The 17180-nt window shown below is 44.1% G+C and carries 11 protein-coding genes; 5 read left to right on the forward strand and 6 right to left on the reverse strand.

The window, feature by feature from the left end; genetic code table 11:
- From AAC052_RS27065 to AAC052_RS27080, 4 genes are all read left to right on the forward strand, one after another.
- Nucleotides 1–1841, forward strand: a 1841-nt coding sequence (locus tag AAC052_RS27065) for a tail fiber domain-containing protein (protein ID WP_339816248.1), incomplete at its 5' end; no start/stop codon positions are given.
- Between the two features lie 2 nt (nucleotides 1842–1843).
- A complete protein-coding gene (locus AAC052_RS27070; protein ID WP_339816249.1) occupies nucleotides 1844–3046 on the forward strand; it encodes a hypothetical protein in 1203 nt (400 codons plus the stop codon).
- On the forward strand, nucleotides 3043–4086 hold the full coding sequence (locus AAC052_RS27075) for a PorP/SprF family type IX secretion system membrane protein (RefSeq protein WP_339816250.1): 1044 nt from the start codon (nucleotides 3043–3045) through the stop codon (nucleotides 4084–4086). Before AAC052_RS27070 ends, AAC052_RS27075 begins: the two co-directional genes overlap by 4 nt.
- Nucleotides 4087–4223: 137 nt before the next feature.
- Complete coding sequence (locus AAC052_RS27080) at nucleotides 4224–6554, forward strand: OmpA family protein (RefSeq protein WP_339816251.1); 2331 nt, start codon at nucleotides 4224–4226, stop codon at nucleotides 6552–6554.
- Here AAC052_RS27080 and AAC052_RS27085 read toward each other — a convergent pair whose 3' ends face one another.
- Entirely contained in the window at nucleotides 6555–9476 is a 2922-nt protein-coding gene (locus AAC052_RS27085) for a CHAT domain-containing protein (RefSeq protein ID WP_339816252.1), read from the reverse strand. It lies immediately after the preceding gene.
- A 157-nt stretch (nucleotides 9477–9633) separates the two neighbouring features.
- Entirely contained in the window at nucleotides 9634–11001 is a 1368-nt protein-coding gene (locus tag AAC052_RS27090) for an ATP-binding protein (protein ID WP_339816253.1), read from the reverse strand.
- 311 nt (nucleotides 11002–11312) lie between these two features.
- Here AAC052_RS27090 and AAC052_RS27095 point away from each other — a divergent pair, with 311 nt between their 5' ends.
- The gene (locus AAC052_RS27095) at nucleotides 11313–11897 is read left to right on the forward strand and encodes a hypothetical protein (RefSeq protein ID WP_317491473.1); all 585 of its coding nucleotides are present in this window, start codon (nucleotides 11313–11315) and stop codon (nucleotides 11895–11897) included.
- 677 nt (nucleotides 11898–12574) lie between these two features.
- Here AAC052_RS27095 and AAC052_RS27100 read toward each other — a convergent pair.
- The 4 genes from AAC052_RS27100 to AAC052_RS27115 form a co-directional block, all read right to left on the reverse strand.
- Nucleotides 12575–13990 (reverse strand): PAS domain-containing protein, encoded by a 1416-nt coding sequence (locus AAC052_RS27100; protein WP_339816259.1) that lies wholly within the window; start codon nucleotides 13988–13990, stop codon nucleotides 12575–12577.
- 21 nt (nucleotides 13991–14011) lie between these two features.
- Entirely contained in the window at nucleotides 14012–14461 is a 450-nt protein-coding gene (locus tag AAC052_RS27105; RefSeq protein WP_339816254.1) for a response regulator, read from the reverse strand.
- Nucleotides 14462–14475: 14 nt separating this feature from the next.
- Nucleotides 14476–15735, reverse strand: a complete 1260-nt coding sequence (locus AAC052_RS27110) for an ATP-binding protein (protein WP_339816255.1) — start codon at nucleotides 15733–15735, stop codon at nucleotides 14476–14478.
- Between the two features lie 485 nt (nucleotides 15736–16220).
- Nucleotides 16221–17072 carry a glycoside hydrolase family 16 protein gene (locus tag AAC052_RS27115; RefSeq protein ID WP_339816256.1) on the reverse strand — a complete coding sequence of 284 codons (852 nt, stop codon included), beginning with the start codon at nucleotides 17070–17072 and terminating at the stop codon, nucleotides 16221–16223.
- Between the last annotated feature and the right edge of the window lie 108 nt (nucleotides 17073–17180).

The raw sequence follows: 17180 nt of genomic DNA on the forward strand, positions 1-17180 counted from the left end.
GTAACCTTACACTTTCTAACAGCGGCGGAACAGTTTCCATCAACGACGCAGACTTTAGCATTACGAACGAAATCCAGGATATCAGCACTGATGCCACGCCAGGAAATATCACTTTATCCTCAGGTTCGACATTGGCCCTTAATGTAAATGACGCTGATGCTGACAATACAAACGAAATTCAGGATATTAGCACAGACGGTACCGCTGGTGACATCTCGCTTTCCAGTGGCTCGTCCTTAACTCTCAATGTGGACGACGCAGATGCGGATGCTTCCAACGAATTGCAAACACTATCACTGGCAGGAAGTAACCTTACACTTTCTAACAGCGGCGGAACAGTTTCCATCAACGACGCAGACTTCAGCATTACTAACGAAATCCAGGATATCAGCACTGATGCCTCGCCAGGAAATATCACTCTGTCATCAGGCTCAACACTGGCCCTTAATGTGGACGATGCAGATGCTGACCCAACCAATGAAATTCAGGACATCAGCACCGACGCAACGTCAGGGAATATCACCCTGTCATCAGGCTCAACATTGGCTCTTAATGTCGACGATGCAGATGCTGACCCAACCAATGAAATTCAGGACATCAGCACCGACGCAACGTCAGGGAATATCACCTTGTCATCAGGCTCAACATTGGCTCTTAATGTCGACGACGCAGATGCCGATCCAACCAACGAAATTCAAGATATCAGCACCGACGCAACAGCAGGAAATATCACCTTGTCATCGGGTTCAACATTGGTCCTTAATGTGGACGATGCAGATGCCAATCCAACCAACGAGATTCAAGACCTGAATCTGACTGCGAATACGCTAACAATCACCAACAATGGCTCGGCCACAAACATTGACCTCGGCCCATACCAGCAGGATATATCTATTTCAGGAAATACAGTGAGCATTAGTGGAGGAACTGGTTTTAACCTCACTGCAACGTCTCCTAATCCGATGGATGTCCTCAAGTGGAATGGCTCTAACTGGGATACTGGAACTGATAATGTCAATGATGCGGATTCGAACCCCACGAATGAACTCCAAACGCTAACGCTGGTAGGCACCGACTTAACCATTCAAGGTAAAAATACCATAGATTTAAGCCCTCTTGGCGTGCTGCCAGACCAATCTGGGTTCGGCGTGGGAGATTACCTGACAACCAACGGAACTGGGGCAAGTTGGAGCCCGCTGGTCGTAGGGAGTGCGGAAATCACGAATGGGACTATCTCTGCAATAGACATTAACGCATCTGTCGCCGGCAACGGCTTATCCGGAGGAGCCGGGACCCCTCTGGCAGTCAATTTGTCGGGCACATCCGGCCTCCAAATAACTTCTGATCAGTTAGAAATGCAAAATGTCATAACTGCAGGAACTTATAGTACTTTGATTACGGCTCAGGTACAAGTAGATGCCAAAGGCAGGGTACTCTCCTTCAGTGCAAGTGACGTTAGGTTGAAAAAAGAAATCAGCAAAATCTCAGGGGTTCTGGACAGGCTTGTTGAAGTAAATGGATATACCTATCATTATATCGACCAACAGGACAGCGTTCTTCACCACGGCCTCATAGCGCAAGAGTTACAGGAGTTATTTCCAGACTTGGCTGTTATGGGAGCCAACGGATATTATAGTGTCAACTACCAGGGCCTCATCCCCATCCTCATCGAAGCCCTCAAAGAAGAACACGCCAGAGTTTCCGGTTTGCAAGAAGAAATCGATGAGATGAAGGCTCAACTATCCTCCAACGACGAGCGGTTCAAAACCCTCGAAGCAAAGCTTGATCTTCTTATTCAATCCACAACTACCGCCAAAGCACCTGCTTCCAGCCAGGAATAGACATGCGCCTTCTATTCTTCATATCGATCCTATTTGCAGGTGTGCAATGCCTGGCCCAGCCGTTTACGCTACAGCCGAATGCCTCTATGTATATAGAAGGCAATGCGAAGGTGTTTTTCAGCAACGAGGTGAATTTTGAAGGTTCACTTGACAACAGAGGCACTCTGATTTTAAGTAAAGATGTCGACTTTGCAGCAAACACCTCAGCTGGCTCGATGGAGTTTACAGGAGGCGCCGACCAAAAGCTGACTGGGGCCGAATTGTTGGCCAAAGACCTTATCCTTTTCAAGCAGGGTCGCTTGTTTCTGTTCGCCAATACAATAGATGTATCAGGCATGCTGGACATGAACAAAGGCTACCTCTACCCACAAGCTACAAAGGTGCATGTGAGCAGTGGGCAGATCGCTGGCGGGTCGGCGGAAAGCTATATTGAGGGCAGGATAAGCCAAACCTCCGTTGGAAATGCCCTCTACTACCCTATGGGCATTGACGGATATTTCAATAGCCTCTCTCTGCTGCAAGCATCTCAGGGAGATAAAATCGCTGTGGAAATAGCTATTCCTGACGCTTCTCTTTTGATACCCGGCGATTCACTGATCGGCCTGGCGGATGAAGCGCAGTGGATAGTTACCAAAGAAAGTGAGAAGAACCTTGCCACCACCGTTGAAGTTAATTTCGACGGCTTTGAACTGAATGCTCTGGTGAACCCTCAAACGATACGAGCTCACAGGTACGGGCCGGTAATTGCCCATTTAGATGCTGAAGAGGGAAAATACTTTCAGCTGGGCATCGGTTCACTCACCGACACCGACTCGCTGACTTACGGCATGCTAACCTCTGCCAAAACCCTGGTCCTGCGAAACGAGCCTAAGTATGTTAGTCTTGGCAGAATGCCTTTGAGCTCCGGGCCTGCGTTTTTCGTACCCAACATATTTGCGCCCCGTGCCTCTCTGGAGGAAAACAGGCTTTTCAGGCCATTTCTTGCAGGTATCCCTGTTGAAAAGTTCACAATGGCCATCTGGGACGGGTACAATGTAGAAATGTACAGCGTCAATCAAACCGATGCAGTACTTGACGAGCTGGGTTGGGACGGAACCACAAACGGTGGCGCTGCAGCCTCAGAAGGGGTTTACTACTATTCAGTTCAGGTGGTTACGCCACAGGGGTCATTCAGTAAAAAAGGATCATTTATTTTACTGCGATGAAAAGAAGCACACTCATCGGCCTTATTCTTCTTCTGTTCATTGGACAGATAAAAGCCCAGGGCGGGCAGTTTTCGCAGTTCTACTCCAGCGCTATTTTTGTTAACCCGGCGTTTGCAGGAACAAATCCGTACCTTTCAGCCAGGATAAACTTCAATAAAAGTAAGCTGGCAGGGGACGGATCACTTCATGACCTCAGTCAGGCAACCGTCTCCTACCCTGTTTTTCAGAATACAAGCAGGAAATTTCAGGTAGGTGGAGCGGGTCTTACCTTCTTTAAGGAAACCCAGGGCATTCAGGGTGCTTTCTCTACGCAAAAAATATTACTTACCGGTGCCTATGCACTCAAGCTGAAGCGGTTACGAAATAACACTTTGATCTTTGGATTACAGGGAGGCGTTACACAAACAAGAATATCTCTGAATGGATTACAATGGGGATCGCAGTACAATCCCTATATCGGCTTCGATAATTCGCAAAACCCGGAGGATATTGGCAAGCTGTCGTCTTACCATCCTGTTTTCAATTTTGGCGTTTTGTATTCCGCCATCGATAACCCCAATGCGATGTTCAGGGATCGGTCGTTTACCATTGGGCTCTCTGCCGACAATCTCAACACACCAAAAAGCCGGTTTGGTGGCCTGTACCTCACCGACAACCCTATACTGTTCAAACTGGTATCAAACGCCAAGTTTATTGTTACGCCAAAAACATATGTGCACCCTTCCCTATTGGTGGCATACTCATCACAAAGCTATCAGGTGAACCTTGGCACCTACCTCTCACATCAGATCAACAGCACCATGTCCGATGTTGCTTTGACGCTGCAAGTGGGCACATGGTACCGGTTGTTTGATTCATTCATTGTATTAGGCGGTTTCAAAATCAACGACTTTAGTGCAGGCATTAGTTACGATCTCAATTCGAATACTTATCGTAACAATGAGATTTATGGTCAAATTGCACCATCATTTGAAGTATCTTTGGGATATGACTTCAACTTCCGCAATAACCCCTTCAAGGTTAATAGCCCAATATTCTAAGACATGAAATAGCCATAAGGAATACCCTACCCAACGGACCGGCGTGGAACGATGAATAAAGTCGGAGAATAGTCGACTATCGCTTCCAAAAGGTTTTGGCTATTCCATCTGGCCGCTAAAAAGTAAATTTTATATAGATGAAATTTTTTTGGTCTGCATTGCTGCTTGCTTTTTCATTGCATGTCTCCGGTCAGTCTGTTGAAAAACTGAAGAAGGTGGCCGACGAATACTACGATGCAGAAAGATACCTTGAGGCTGCGGAGTTTTACGAAAAAGTGATCTCTCTTTCTCCCAGTGATCTTGAGTCGAGATACAGGCAGGCGTTTAGTTACTTAAAGAGCACCAACTACAGCACAGCTGAGGAGAAATTCAGTGCATTGAGCGTGATTTCCGGCCCTCATCAACCCTTCTCCATTTACTACCATGGGTTTCTGACAAAGATCAAGGGAGACTTTAAAGCTGCGGACTCCATCTTTAGCACTTTCCTACAGCTCGAACCAGCTAGCCAGGAAAAACTTTTGTCGCTGGTTAAATTTCAGAAGGCAGGTTGTGAGCTGGGCATGCGGCTCCAGCGAGCGAAGCCCAAGTATAAACTCACTTCTCTGACAGACGTTAATTCAGATCAAAACGACCTTGGGGTGATCGAGTGGCCGGTTAATGGCAACCTCGTGATGTCTACGACCCGAAAAGTACACTCTCTCCAATATTATGACCCTAAGTTTGGCGACTATCTGCCCAGCCTTATATCGTACGGCAAAGCCAATAATAACAAATGGAAGGAAACCGCATTTTTCAAAAAACTCAACACCCGATGGTCGCAGGGCACAGGCTCATTTACCGGTGATGGCCGTACGTTTTACTATAGTGATTGCAACAAAGAAAGTACCTGCAAAGTGCTTGTCACCACCTGGGACGGAAAAAACTGGACGGAGCCTGCCCAGCTTGACACTACTATTAACATGCCTGGTACTGATGTAAAGCATCCGTTTGTAACAGCAAGTGCCGATACTATCTTTTTCTCCTCCAACAGACCCGGAGGTCAGGGCGGGCTCGACATTTGGATGAGCCTTCGGATTGACAGCAGCAGGTGGACAACAGCTATCAATCTGGGAGAAAGAATCAATACGCAGGGCGACGAAATAACGCCTTTCTACTCCCCTGCCTATAGCTGCCTGACGTTCGCCTCCAACGGGTTGGCTGGTTACGGTGGTTTCGATCTGTACCTGGCCAAGCAGCTGTCCTTTTTCGAACCCAAAGTATATAACCTGGGGGTGCCCTTTAATAGCACGCTGGACGACACCTATCTATTCCTGGGAAAAAGCGGCTACTTATCATCCAACAGAGATGGGAACAGGCTGGATGTCATGGCATTTCCGTATGGAAGCCTTAAGGAGTTTTTTGAATACATCATGACAAACGATGCCATTATCGACTTTCAGTATTATACAGCCTCTTCATTAGACCTTTACACCTTCCGGATGGACGACTACCAGGGCTACGACATCTTTTTTCCAACAGGGAGAGAATCCGCCCCGCCAACTTTCAATACAACAACTGAGCTTATCAATATACATGGTGCTGGTGTAACGCCTGGGGAGCTTGTCAGGCTGACTATAGACTCACGGACTGATATTCTGACGCTGGCCAACCCGTCTGGCCATTTTGCGTATCTGCTGTCTCCTGACAGCCTCTCGAATAAATACACCATCACCACACCAAGCAAGCTACAGGCCGTGGTGAATGAAGTAGATACTGCGGGGAGCTTTTATGAGTATGCTTACGAAAAAGTCTATTTCAACTACGGGAGCTCGTATTTAAGAAGTGAAACTTTTGTGGCACTCGATGACCTGGTGAGGCAGTTTGAAGAAAGCAATATTGCCCTGATTGACATTCAAACGCATGCCGATAGCAGAGGCGACAAAGATTACAATAGGACACTGAGTGAAAAAAGGGGCGTTTCCATCATGAAATACCTGTTATCGAAAGGGATACCCGAAGCCAAAATGAGGGTGTTCGCTTTCGGGGAAGAGGAGCCCATTTCTGAAAATGACTCCTGGTATGCACGGTTTTTCAGCCGGCGAGCTCAAATTATCATCCATACGGAAACTCAGGTCGCCTATAATAAGCCAGAAACGTTTCTGGTAATGAGATCGCTGGACCTTAAGTCAGCAGCGCAAAATTTGGGCATTGCACCAAACAAGCTCAAAGAATGGAATGGCATCGACAATCGTGACCTGACGGAAGGCCATACGCTGAGAGTATTTGATGCCGGGCACAAAACGCCAAGCATGCGCAACCTCATCAATCAAAAAGATATTGATGATAATTTTTTCCTGTACACAGTAAAACCAGGGGAATCACTAGAATCTATTGCCAGAAAGTTCAAAACCATTGAAGAGCTTATATACGAAATAAATCAACTCGAAGAAGAGTTAAAGCCCGGGGACGAAATAATAGTGATGTTGTAATTACTTCTTCGATACAAGAATAAAGGCTCCCCATGTAAAGGGATCCGGGTATTGTTGTTTAAAACGCTGTCTTGCTGTGAAAAAAGAGTCTTCTATGGAATGTTCTTTCACAAATTCTGAATAAAACATATTCATGAAGTTTTTTGTAGCGGTGTCGTTCACCTTTACCAGAGAAATAATAAGATTGCTTGCCCCCGCCACCAAAAAAGCCCGCTGTAAGCCGTAAACACCCTCCCCATTTTTAACTGTTCCAAGTGCCGTTTCGCAAGCCGAGAGCACGACAAGCCTGGTTTGATCAAGCTTAAGGTTCATTGCTTCATAGGCAGTCAAAATTCCATCGTCCTCGGTACTCTTATCTTTGGCCAGATAAACGCCCGAGTTGAGCAACGCACTTTGCCGCTTGCTGTCTTCCTCAAAATAGCCATGAGTTGCCAGGTGAAGTATGCCAGGATCCTGATTAAGTTTAAGGTTGCTCTCTGTGGCACTCAGATAATAGAAGTCCGAAACCTTCCACTTTCCTCCCTGTAGAATATCGGTTACATCATCAGCCTCCCTTTCCGCTTCTGGCAGTGGGTTGAGTGGTGAAGTCAAAGTCAGGGTTGTAAAGTCAGGATTACCAAAAATAGCCGCCGTATTCAGCTTATTAGCGGCTTCCTTGCCTCCCTGAATAAAGTCTTTGCCGCTGGTAATGTGCACCAGCTTGTATTTGTCCGACACGTATTGCTCTGTAGCCGAATCATACAATATGGCCGGGTTTAACTTGTGATAAATGCCATCCGGGGCGTAATAAACCTTCTTGTCTGTTTTAAGTTCATCGTCAATTTTTTTCCAGAATACATTATAGGAAGACGCATCTTCAAGGCCGTACCTGAGGGAATTTTTATAGAAGGTATACTGATCCACCAGCTGCTCACTGCCATCAAGCTTGATCCTTTTTAGCTGGTTAGAGCCTCCCTGCAGAATGAACACCACGTAGCTGCTCCGGTCATCAAACCCCTGCTCGGCTCCCAACTTACCCAGCTTGAATGAGTAGTTCCTAAACTCAATCACCTCTACTAAAACAGCGCTATCTGCAATATTCTTCTCCACATCCTGCCAGCTGTAGAAAGAGAGCTCACTCTGAGAGGAGAACGTAGATGACAGGAGCGCCATCCTTTTTTCCAGGTTGTTGCACTGCTCTTCCAGGCTTGCAATGTTGATTCCTCTCAGAGTCAGTTCATGTTCAGAGAGAAGATAGCTTTGAGCCAGCATGTACTTTGCTTCTCTCCACTTAACAAAGCTGTTCTTGACGACCGGATCAGGGTTTTCCAGCATAGTAGTGCGCATCTTGTCGGCCGCATAAAACAATACTGATTTTGTGTTCAAATAGTAGTTGTAAACCTTTTCCGTCCACTCTGTTTCAAAATATCTTTTCCCGAAGGAAATACTCGCAAAACGCTCCAGGTTAAACTTAATGTCTTCAAAAAATAGCTGTCTTTGCTGATCGGTGAGTACAGGAAACACCGATTGCATATGGTGAATTTCTGCTTTTAGTGCTTCGTCGAAATGCTCGAGAGCCAGAAGTGTGTCGCCTTTATTCAGAAAGTGAACGCCGAGGTCGTTGAGACTCTTCGCATACATCGGGTGTTTCTCTCCCAACTTTTCCTTCCTGATCTTCAGTGCTTGCAGCAAAAGCTTCTCCGACAACTCCACATACCCAAACGCCTGATAAATCAGCGCTATATTGTTGAGTGTTGTTGCATACCTGGGGTTTTCCGGCCCATAAATGGTTTTATCCAAATCAAGCACCCTCATATAAATATTAAGGGCGCTATTGATGTCGCCCAGGCTTTTCTGTACATTGGCCAGGTTGCTCAGCACATTAGCATAGTCGGGGTGAACGCCCCCATACAGCTCCCGCATAGCCGCAGCACTCTCCTGAAACATAGCGAAAGCCTTTCTGTAGTCTCTTTTCTTCGAATAAATAGCACCAATGTTGTTGGTCACATAGGGCAAGATTTCAATCCTGCTGCCTGCATAGTGCAGCAAATCCTCAAAATATGCCTGTGATGTAACAAGGTCATTGATCCTAAAGTACAATACCGCAAGGCTATTAAGTGTCTCTATTCTCAGCAGCGAGTCTGAGGGGTAGCGCTCCTTTTTCAATTGCAAATTGTTTAGCAACTGGTTTTCCGAGGCAGAAAACTCTCCCTGATCAAGTTTTATCGCCGCCAGCCTGTCAAGTGCCCGCAGATGCATAACCTCATTCTTTCCCTTCAGGGCTTCTATCGCCTGGTTCAGGGCAACTTCGCCTTCCTCATAGTCACCCATGTCCCTCAGCAGCGTACCATACTCAGTCAGCAAGGCTCCCTTGATGGAATCATTTTCTGAAAAATACTGGGAGGTCAACCTAAGCGCCCTCTCAAACTGAGTTCGGCTCTTTTCATACTGGCCAACCTCCATGTAAAAGAGTCCATTTTTATAAGTAGCGTCGAGGTAAATAGGGCTCTGTTCGGAATAGTTCATTCGCACAAGCGAGTCTGCCCAAAGCAGATACGATTCAGCTGCCAGGTAGTCACTATTGTTCTGATAAGCCGCTGAAAGGTTCAAACATATTTTGATAAGCCCGGGGCTCAGGCTGTCGTATTGCGCTACCTCCTCCTTCAAGCTATTTTGAATGGCCCTGATAGCTCTGTTGTGTTCTGCAAAGCCCAGGTATATAAGTCCAATATTATTGTATGCCTCGGCGTACCCCACCTCCCTCTGACAAAGCCCCGAATCGAGCTTTGCGATGAGTTGATCGGCAAAGTACACAGACCTGACCCTATCTATTTTTGAGTAGTAGTTAGCGCTATCCAGCTGTTCCAGGCAATTTTGAGAAATGGCCAGCGTTGGAGTTAAAAAAAATGCAAACCAGAAAAGATGGAAAAGTCGTTTATTCATAATAGGATTCAATCCTATATACGCACGAAACTAGCAGTTGCGGATTGGCAAAACATAAATTTTCCTTCAAATATTTATATAAAAAGGATGGGCGGTCTTCGTTACCTTGATCCCTACGAGAATTACTTCAATAAATAACTTTTATGCAGTCGGGCTATTATTTTGCGAGGTGCCTGGATATAGTGAAATAAAAACTACTTCCACTGCCTGCCTTTGACTCTACCCAAATCTTTCCTCCATGGAGTTCAACTATCTTTTTGCAGAATGCCAATCCTATTCCGGTGCCCTGATAAGAGGTATCACTATGCGCCCTTTTAAAAATGACGAATATTTTGTCGAGGTTATCTTTGTCTATTCCTATACCGTTGTCCTTCACTAAAAATTCAAAAAAATCACTTCGCTCTTTGACTGACACTTCTATGACTGGTCTCACGGCCGGGCTCCTGAATTTGATGGCATTGCTGATCAGGTTTTGAAACAGTTGATTAAAATCGAGCGGAAAAACAGCTACAGGATCCATATCCCTGACTGATTCATCAATTATAAGTTTTGCACCACTTTCCGAAACGGCTGAGCGCAAATCGCTGGCGACGTTTTTTATCACCTCTTCGCACCTAACTTGTTCAACTGCCAATTGCCTGCCAATGCGGGAGTAGTCTAAAAGACCTTTAATTAACATCTTCAATCGTTCGACGGAAAAAGAAATGTAATCCAGGCCCTTTTCGAAATCTCTGGCTCCGCTCTTTGCGCTTGGAAGCTTCAGCACCTCGGTGATTCCCAGAATAGTATTAAGCGGCTCTTGAAGATCGTGTGAAGCTATATAGGTAAACTGCTCCATCTCCTCATTTTTTATTTTTAACTCTTTAACAAGCCTGGCAGACTCAATAACCTCATTCTTTATATTTTCTTTGAGTGAGCTTTCCTTCTCCAGCGTTTGAGTAAACCCGGAAGTTAGCATCTGTATGGACGCTGCAAACAAAATACTTAACAACACCTGATTTGAGGCTACTGCCAGCCAGGCCTCAGGTGTGTAAATGGTAACCATGGCCGAGTCCATCACTTGCAGTTGCATACCCAGAGCGAACAACAGGCAAATAACTGTATTGATAAGAATACACCAGTAGGCCAATTTGCTGGAGTAGATAAGACTGACGAAGATGACCGTGGACAGGAGATACAAAAGACCAGGGCCGTAAGCTCCCATGTAATACAACAAGCTCACAGACAACAAGTATAGCGTGAATACATATATGAGCTTTCGACAACGCAGGCTTAGTCTTTTTGAGAAGGTAACCAACACTATCAACACTATCGCCAGGCTATCGTAAAACGCTATCGCAGTTTGATCAAGGTAATAGCATATTGCCATTGCGGGAATATAGGCAATCATGCACACAGGCAACGTGTAAACAACTATGACGTAAAACAGCTTGTCACGCCAGTAATCTACTCCTTTTATATCGGGGACAGTTTCCTTTGACAGGTTTGACGCTATCAGCTCCCTATATCTTGACCAAAAACTCATGCGACATATTTAATGCTACTAAAAAACAATTCTCAAATTGATGGATGGAGCTAATTGTATAACGAAGTTAACGAATAGGGAGTGCAACGGATGTGTGTACCAATGTCAAATTCGATAAATGAAAACGCAAATTACCTCACACGATTGTGTGAGGCCTTTTCAGATAATCGTGTTTCGACAAACAATGCTTCGCTGAAGAGCAATATTAACTTAAGTTTTCCTAAATTCACTTAACTAATGTCAGGGACGGCGGGCACGATGTCACGTGCGCCTGATCATTTCAACACTCTGCAACCTCTAAAATGAAACTTATGAAAGCGATTATACTTATCGGTCTTTTGATTACTGTTCACGCCAATGGCTATAGTCAGAATGTTCCCTCATCAGACATTCAGATAAAGACAGCCTTGCTTGCCGCACCTACGGAGCTTAAGGACGGCGCCAAGGTTTATGGCTACAATAGTGCAGGAGAGTTCACCACGCTTCGTGAGGGGTCAAACGGGCTAATATGCCTCGCCGATGATCCCAACTCTAAGGGCTTCAATGTGGCCTGCTACCAAAAAGATCTCGATCCGTTTATGGCAAGAGGCAGAGAATTGAAAAAGGAAGGCAAAACATCGCAGGAAATATTCGACATCAGAGAAACGGAAACAAAGGCAGGTAAAATAAATATTCCTAAAGGCAGTACACTATATGTTTACAACGCAGAAGACGGCGATGTTACCTGGGCTTCCGGTGAAGTGGTTAACGGCTACTTAAGATATGTGGTGTATGTCCCTTTTGAAACTTCTGAGTCAACCGGCCTTCCTACAAAACCAGAATTTGCAGGGCAGCCATGGATCATGAACCCTGGCACTCACAGGGCACATATCATGCTTAGTCCACCAAGAGAGTAGTAACTCTTTCCTTTTTCGCTTTTTCTGGTGAGCATTTAAACGAAAAGCCAGGGAACAGAGAACCTGCGTCTTTGAACTTAGTGTTGCGTTGGGGGCACAGATCAATTAATATCCCGGAGCAGGCTATTGTACCGGTTAACACCTTAGGTGGATACGCTTCCTTCCAATTCTGCGATAGCCGAAAAACGCACCCGGTTGATGCTTTCCTCCACAATAATTTACTCTCATCAAGCTGCGGGGATGTCAAGTAGCCTTTGCTCCGCAACCAAAGTTACTTCTGATCCAAGGATCGCCGAATCAAACTACATCATGATTAAGTCCTCTTATCGATCGCCAACTGGGAACCATTTTATAGGGGGATCACAGGACGAACCTACACTATATACAAATAAGGACCAACAACTTGAGGATTAGAAAAGAATGCTGTATTAAGAAATGATTCAGGTGTAATCCCTAAAGATACATGTTTAAAGCCTGTTTGTCGAGCGATAGTTTCAAGTTTTTTCTAACACACAACTTGATTAATATAAACCGAAAAATTAGGAATTTTCCGAGCTAAAATGAGTTTTCGTTTCTCACTTATTTTTCCTTTTGCAAGCGAGTACGATGCGGGCACAAACCAATCATGGATGGTTGAAACTAGTTTATCGAGTATGATCCAGAAGCGTGAAGGAGAATTATTGGTTAATTTCTTTCACGAGAATTTCGGCTTTTTTCGTGATGTCTCTAATCACTTCATCGAGTTCCTTTGCAGAAAGGTCTATATAACGAAGGAGTTCTGACTTGGTAGTTTCGTCGTTTTCATAGTTAGTTACTAAATCTACCAAGCCCATAATCCTTGCTACCGGGGCACGAACTATGTGGGATTGAACCCATGATATTTTACGTAGTTGTATATTCTGGTCCCGTATGGCTTTCAAATTTTCGAGTCTTTCGGTATTATCCCGAAGGGCGCCAATAATTTTTATTGCTTTACCAGTTTCATTTCTAATAATATACCCCTTGTTATAGACTATCGCATATGTTCCGTCAGGGCGGCCAAACCGAAATTCGTTTTCGCAAAAATCTTCATAACTGTTCTTTAGTTTCTCTCTCAATTTGCAGTACACTTTCGCCAAATCATGGGGATGAATATGATCTTTCCAGAAGGCCAACTCTGTACCATTACCAGAATCAAAATGACCGAACAGCCGTTCCAGAGCGCCTTCCATAATTATGATCTGACCGCTTTGCAAAACCCACTCATATATCAAGTCTTGAGTAGCAAGTGAAGCAAACCGATACCTTTCATTACTGACCTTTAAAGCCAATTCTTTTTCTACACGCTCGGTTACATCTCTGGAATTAATTACGATTCCTTGTATAGTGGAATCATTAAGTAAATTTGATGCAACGGCTTCGATCCAACGCCAGGTTCCATTACCATCTTTAAAGCGAAGAGGACCTATGGGCATTTGTGTCTGCTTTTGTAATTGGTGAAGTTGATCGAGTATCAGCTGTTTATCCTCTGAATGAATGAAATCATAGACATTTTTCCCTTCAAAGCTTGCCGGGCTAATTCCCAGAATCCTACGAGAAGAGTCACTTACAAACTGATAATTCCCTTTGAAATCGAGAATAGCTATGACATCGCCACTATTTTGCACAAGGGTCTTGAACCGTTTCTCGCTTTCGGCCAGCATTCGAGTGGCCTCAAATCGGAGGATTTTTTCATGTCGTTCTCTCAAAGCCTTAATTATGGCTGAGGGCAATTGTTCGATGTGCTTTTTTAAAATAAAATCCGTTGCCTCTGCCCTTATAGCAAATACAGCGTCCTCCTCGAAAAGCGTGCCTGTGACAAATATGAATGGAGTAAGTTCATCTTCGCTTCTGAGTTTTTTCAATGCCTGCAAGCCATCAAACTGTGGGAGATTAAAATCAGCAAGAATCACATCAGGCTTAAATTCACTAAGAGCTTTCTCATAAGCTTCCTGTGCATCTACCACCTGGTAAATACAGTGAAAGTCAAAATTTACCAATTGCAGCTTTAACAGCTCTGCGTCTGTCCTGACGTCTTCAAGAATCAGAACTTTTAAATCTTCCTTTTCCTCCATATATTCCACGGCAACATGGGTTTATGTTTTACTTGGAGGTTGATTAATTAGTGACCAATAATAGCCAATTTCTTTAACACATCTAGTAAACTGATCGAAGTCAACAGGTTTTACAATGAAGCTGTTCACTCCTAATTCATAGCTTCTTATAATGTCCTTATCTTCTTTGGAAGAAGTTAGAACGACCACAGGTATATTTTTGGTTAACGGATTGCCCCTTATTTCTTTCAACACCTCTAAGCCATCTACTTTGGGCATTTTGAGATCCAGTAAAACCACTTTTGGGTGCAAGGATACTTCCCGTTCTTTGAACTCTCCTTCGCCAAAAAGGAAGTCCAACGCTTGCTTGCCATCTTTTAACCAAATAATGTTGTTCGTTAGGTTATTTTCACCTAAAGCAAGTAGCGCCAACATGGCATCGTGCTTGGAGTCTTCAACCAAGAGCACGTCAACTAAACCGTTATTAGTCATGGCTTCTGAATTGGTTATTTTGGAATAGAAAAATACATGGTCGTACCTCTTTCAATTTCGGATTCAGCCCACACTTCACCGCCATGACGCTGAATGATACGTTTAACAATTGCCAAGCCCACACCCGTCCCTTCAAATTCATCTTCAGCGTGAAGTCGCTGGAAAATTCCAAATAGCTTGTGGGCGTATTGCATGTCAAATCCAACGCCATTATCCCGAACATAGAAAATGTGATTGTCAGTATCGCTTAACGAGCCTATTTCGATCTTAGTCTTTTCCCGTGTGCTGCTAAATTTCACAGCGTTGCTCAGCAAGTTATTCACGACATGCTTTATCATTCCCCTGTCTGCGCAAATATCAGGAAGAGGGTTTACACTTATTTCGACTCTTTCTGGATTTATCGACTGCATTAATTCTTTAAATCCTTCTTGAATCAATTCTTCGAGGCTGAATTTTAATTCGCTTTTTTTGATTCTCCCCATTTTGGAAAAAGAAAGGAGGTCGTCAATGAGCCTACTCATTTTGCCCACACTTTCTACTATCACCCCCAGGTAGTATGCTTGAGTATCATTGAGCTGACCATCAAAGTTTTTTACTAATACCTTTGAAAAACCATCAATAGCTCGCAATGGTGTTCGCAAGTCATGAGATACCGAGTAGCTGAAGCTTTCCAACTCATCATTAGCAGCTTTGAGATTTGCGGTACGCTCTTGTACTCTTTTTTCAAGAGTATTGTTGAGCTCATTTAGCTGCAAAATTGCTTCATCCTTTTTTTGTTGCTCTTCAGCTATGAGTTTGTTTTTTTCTAAAAAGTAGGCTTCAGAGATAACAGACATGGCGTAGTCAATTAATTTATTAGTACCATCCCACAACCTCGCTACTTTATCGAAATTATTGTTCATTTCCTTGCCAATAAATAGTTGCATCAATTCCCGGTACTTTGCTATAACGGTAAACCAATCGTTGAATGCCAGGCCCATTTGGGCATAGGTACTGCCTTGCTCAATAAGATGCTCTGTATATGGATCCCAATTCCCCTTTTCAATGGCTTCCTCTTGTAACTGCAGCGAAATTTGATTTTCTTTTACTTGATCTTCCTGACTTTGTAATTTCAAAATTTGTCCAAATTTTGGGTGCTCAAGAAGCACGTTACGTAAGGCTTCCGAGATAGCTAAGCTGTGCTTTTTATTAAAATCCAAAAACGATTTTAAAGCTGCCAGATCACTGGGAGATAATTTTGGCCGTAAGCCTCTAATTAAATTTGAATTCAGCATATCGCACAACATGTTACTTTTCTTACCTTTTTACCTTTCCAATAACCATAAATCCAAATTACAAATATTAAGTTGAGTTTACTACATCTGTTGCAAATACTAAATAACTTACTGTCCTCCAATCAAATGCAGCAAATCCAGCTGAAAAGTGCCTAAATATTATGAATTCGACCTAAAGAAAGCGAGGATTAGAATAAAATAAGGAGCGGAACTACAGGTCAAGCCTACTTAATGCAATTTAGCTTCAAAATTCTTCTTTTTTACTCCAGCCTTGTGGTTGAAGAAGAATTTCAAAGCTGTTTCACATTCAAGGGGCGGGGTGATAAACTAGCTTAGAAAAAGATTTGGCTGGTTTATTTTTAAAGGCGCTTGACCTATAAGAAATCAATATACTAAGCGAATGAAAGTTAAATACAATACTACATTCAGTAAAGAATAACTGAATGTAGGTTTTCCCTCTTAGTGGTACTTTTCCCTAAAAGTTATCAAAAGCCTTCATCCATAAATTCCTCCCCTTGAGGTCGCTTTTTAGGCTTTCGCTGATATACCCTAACAAAATCTATTTCCATTCGCTGGGGCCAGTCGGTAGACTCCAACCCCTGCCCTTGCCTCACCGAGACGTTGAGAATGAGGTAAAATGGGTTAAAAAATGGCCAGCCATCTTTTCCCGTGCCATCATCCACCACTTTGTGATACTTCTTTCCATCCACAAACCATTCAATCTTTGTGGGTGTCCACTCTATAGAGAAAGTATGAAACCTTTTATCGACGGCGCTCAGCTGTATATGCCCCATCCTTTCGGTACCAAGAGCCAAATTATAAGCTGACGTATGCACCATGCCATGGATCACCTCCACTTCAGCGCCTGAATGAACCATGATATCCAACTGTCCATCCTCAGGTAGCTTCACAGGCCGGTCGTCGAAGTAGGGAAGCATCCATATAGCAGGGCTAGTACCAGAGCCAGCTGGAAGCCGGGCCCTCACCTCAATCTTTCCGTATAGCCACTCATTCTTCCCACGGGTAACCACCCTGGCCGAGGTGTAGTCAGCGTCGCCAAATTTTTCCTGATGAGCTTCAATAACCAGGTAGCCCGACTCAACTCTGGCATTATTGGTTCGCTTGAAAGTGTAGTATTGCTCTTCATTGCCACCCCAGCCACAAAACACCGGGCAACCATCTCCAACGTCATAGGTCCACTTGGTGCTGTCTGGCAACCCCTTGTAGTCGAATTCATCAGACCATGCAAGCCTGTACCGCTGCGCATTGGCACAATATCCAACCAAACTAACGGCAATTACAGCCGCACCAACTGTCAACCTCCATTTACTCTTCATCCAAAAAAATGCTTTGATGATTTTCTACAAACATTAAATGTAATTGAAAGTTAACTAAAACGAACAACTATCATTTTCAATGTCAGGTATTACAGCTATCTTTTCCGT

This window comes from uncultured Imperialibacter sp. (assembly GCF_963974565.1).
GTDB classification, from domain to species: Bacteria; Bacteroidota; Bacteroidia; order Cytophagales; family Cyclobacteriaceae; genus Imperialibacter; species Imperialibacter roseus.

Bases quoted from the DNA above. Each gene is read 5' to 3' on its own strand.
- AAC052_RS27080 (WP_339816251.1), top strand. From the start codon at position 4,224: ATGAAATTTTTTTGGTCTGCATTGCTGCTTGCTTTTTCATTGCATGTC.
- AAC052_RS27100 (WP_339816259.1), bottom strand. From the start codon at position 13,990: ATGGAGGAAAAGGAAGATTTAAAAGTTCTGATTCTTGAAGACGTCAGG.
- AAC052_RS27110 (WP_339816255.1), bottom strand. From the start codon at position 15,735: ATGCTGAATTCAAATTTAATTAGAGGCTTACGGCCAAAATTATCTCCC.
- AAC052_RS27095 (WP_317491473.1), top strand. From the start codon at position 11,313: ATGAAAGCGATTATACTTATCGGTCTTTTGATTACTGTTCACGCCAAT.
- AAC052_RS27085 (WP_339816252.1), bottom strand. From the start codon at position 9,476: ATGAATAAACGACTTTTCCATCTTTTCTGGTTTGCATTTTTTTTAACT.
- AAC052_RS27075 (WP_339816250.1), top strand. From the start codon at position 3,043: ATGAAAAGAAGCACACTCATCGGCCTTATTCTTCTTCTGTTCATTGGA.
- AAC052_RS27115 (WP_339816256.1), bottom strand. From the start codon at position 17,072: ATGAAGAGTAAATGGAGGTTGACAGTTGGTGCGGCTGTAATTGCCGTT.
- AAC052_RS27105 (WP_339816254.1), bottom strand. From the start codon at position 14,461: ATGACTAATAACGGTTTAGTTGACGTGCTCTTGGTTGAAGACTCCAAG.
- AAC052_RS27090 (WP_339816253.1), bottom strand. From the start codon at position 11,001: ATGAGTTTTTGGTCAAGATATAGGGAGCTGATAGCGTCAAACCTGTCA.
- AAC052_RS27070 (WP_339816249.1), top strand. From the start codon at position 1,844: ATGCGCCTTCTATTCTTCATATCGATCCTATTTGCAGGTGTGCAATGC.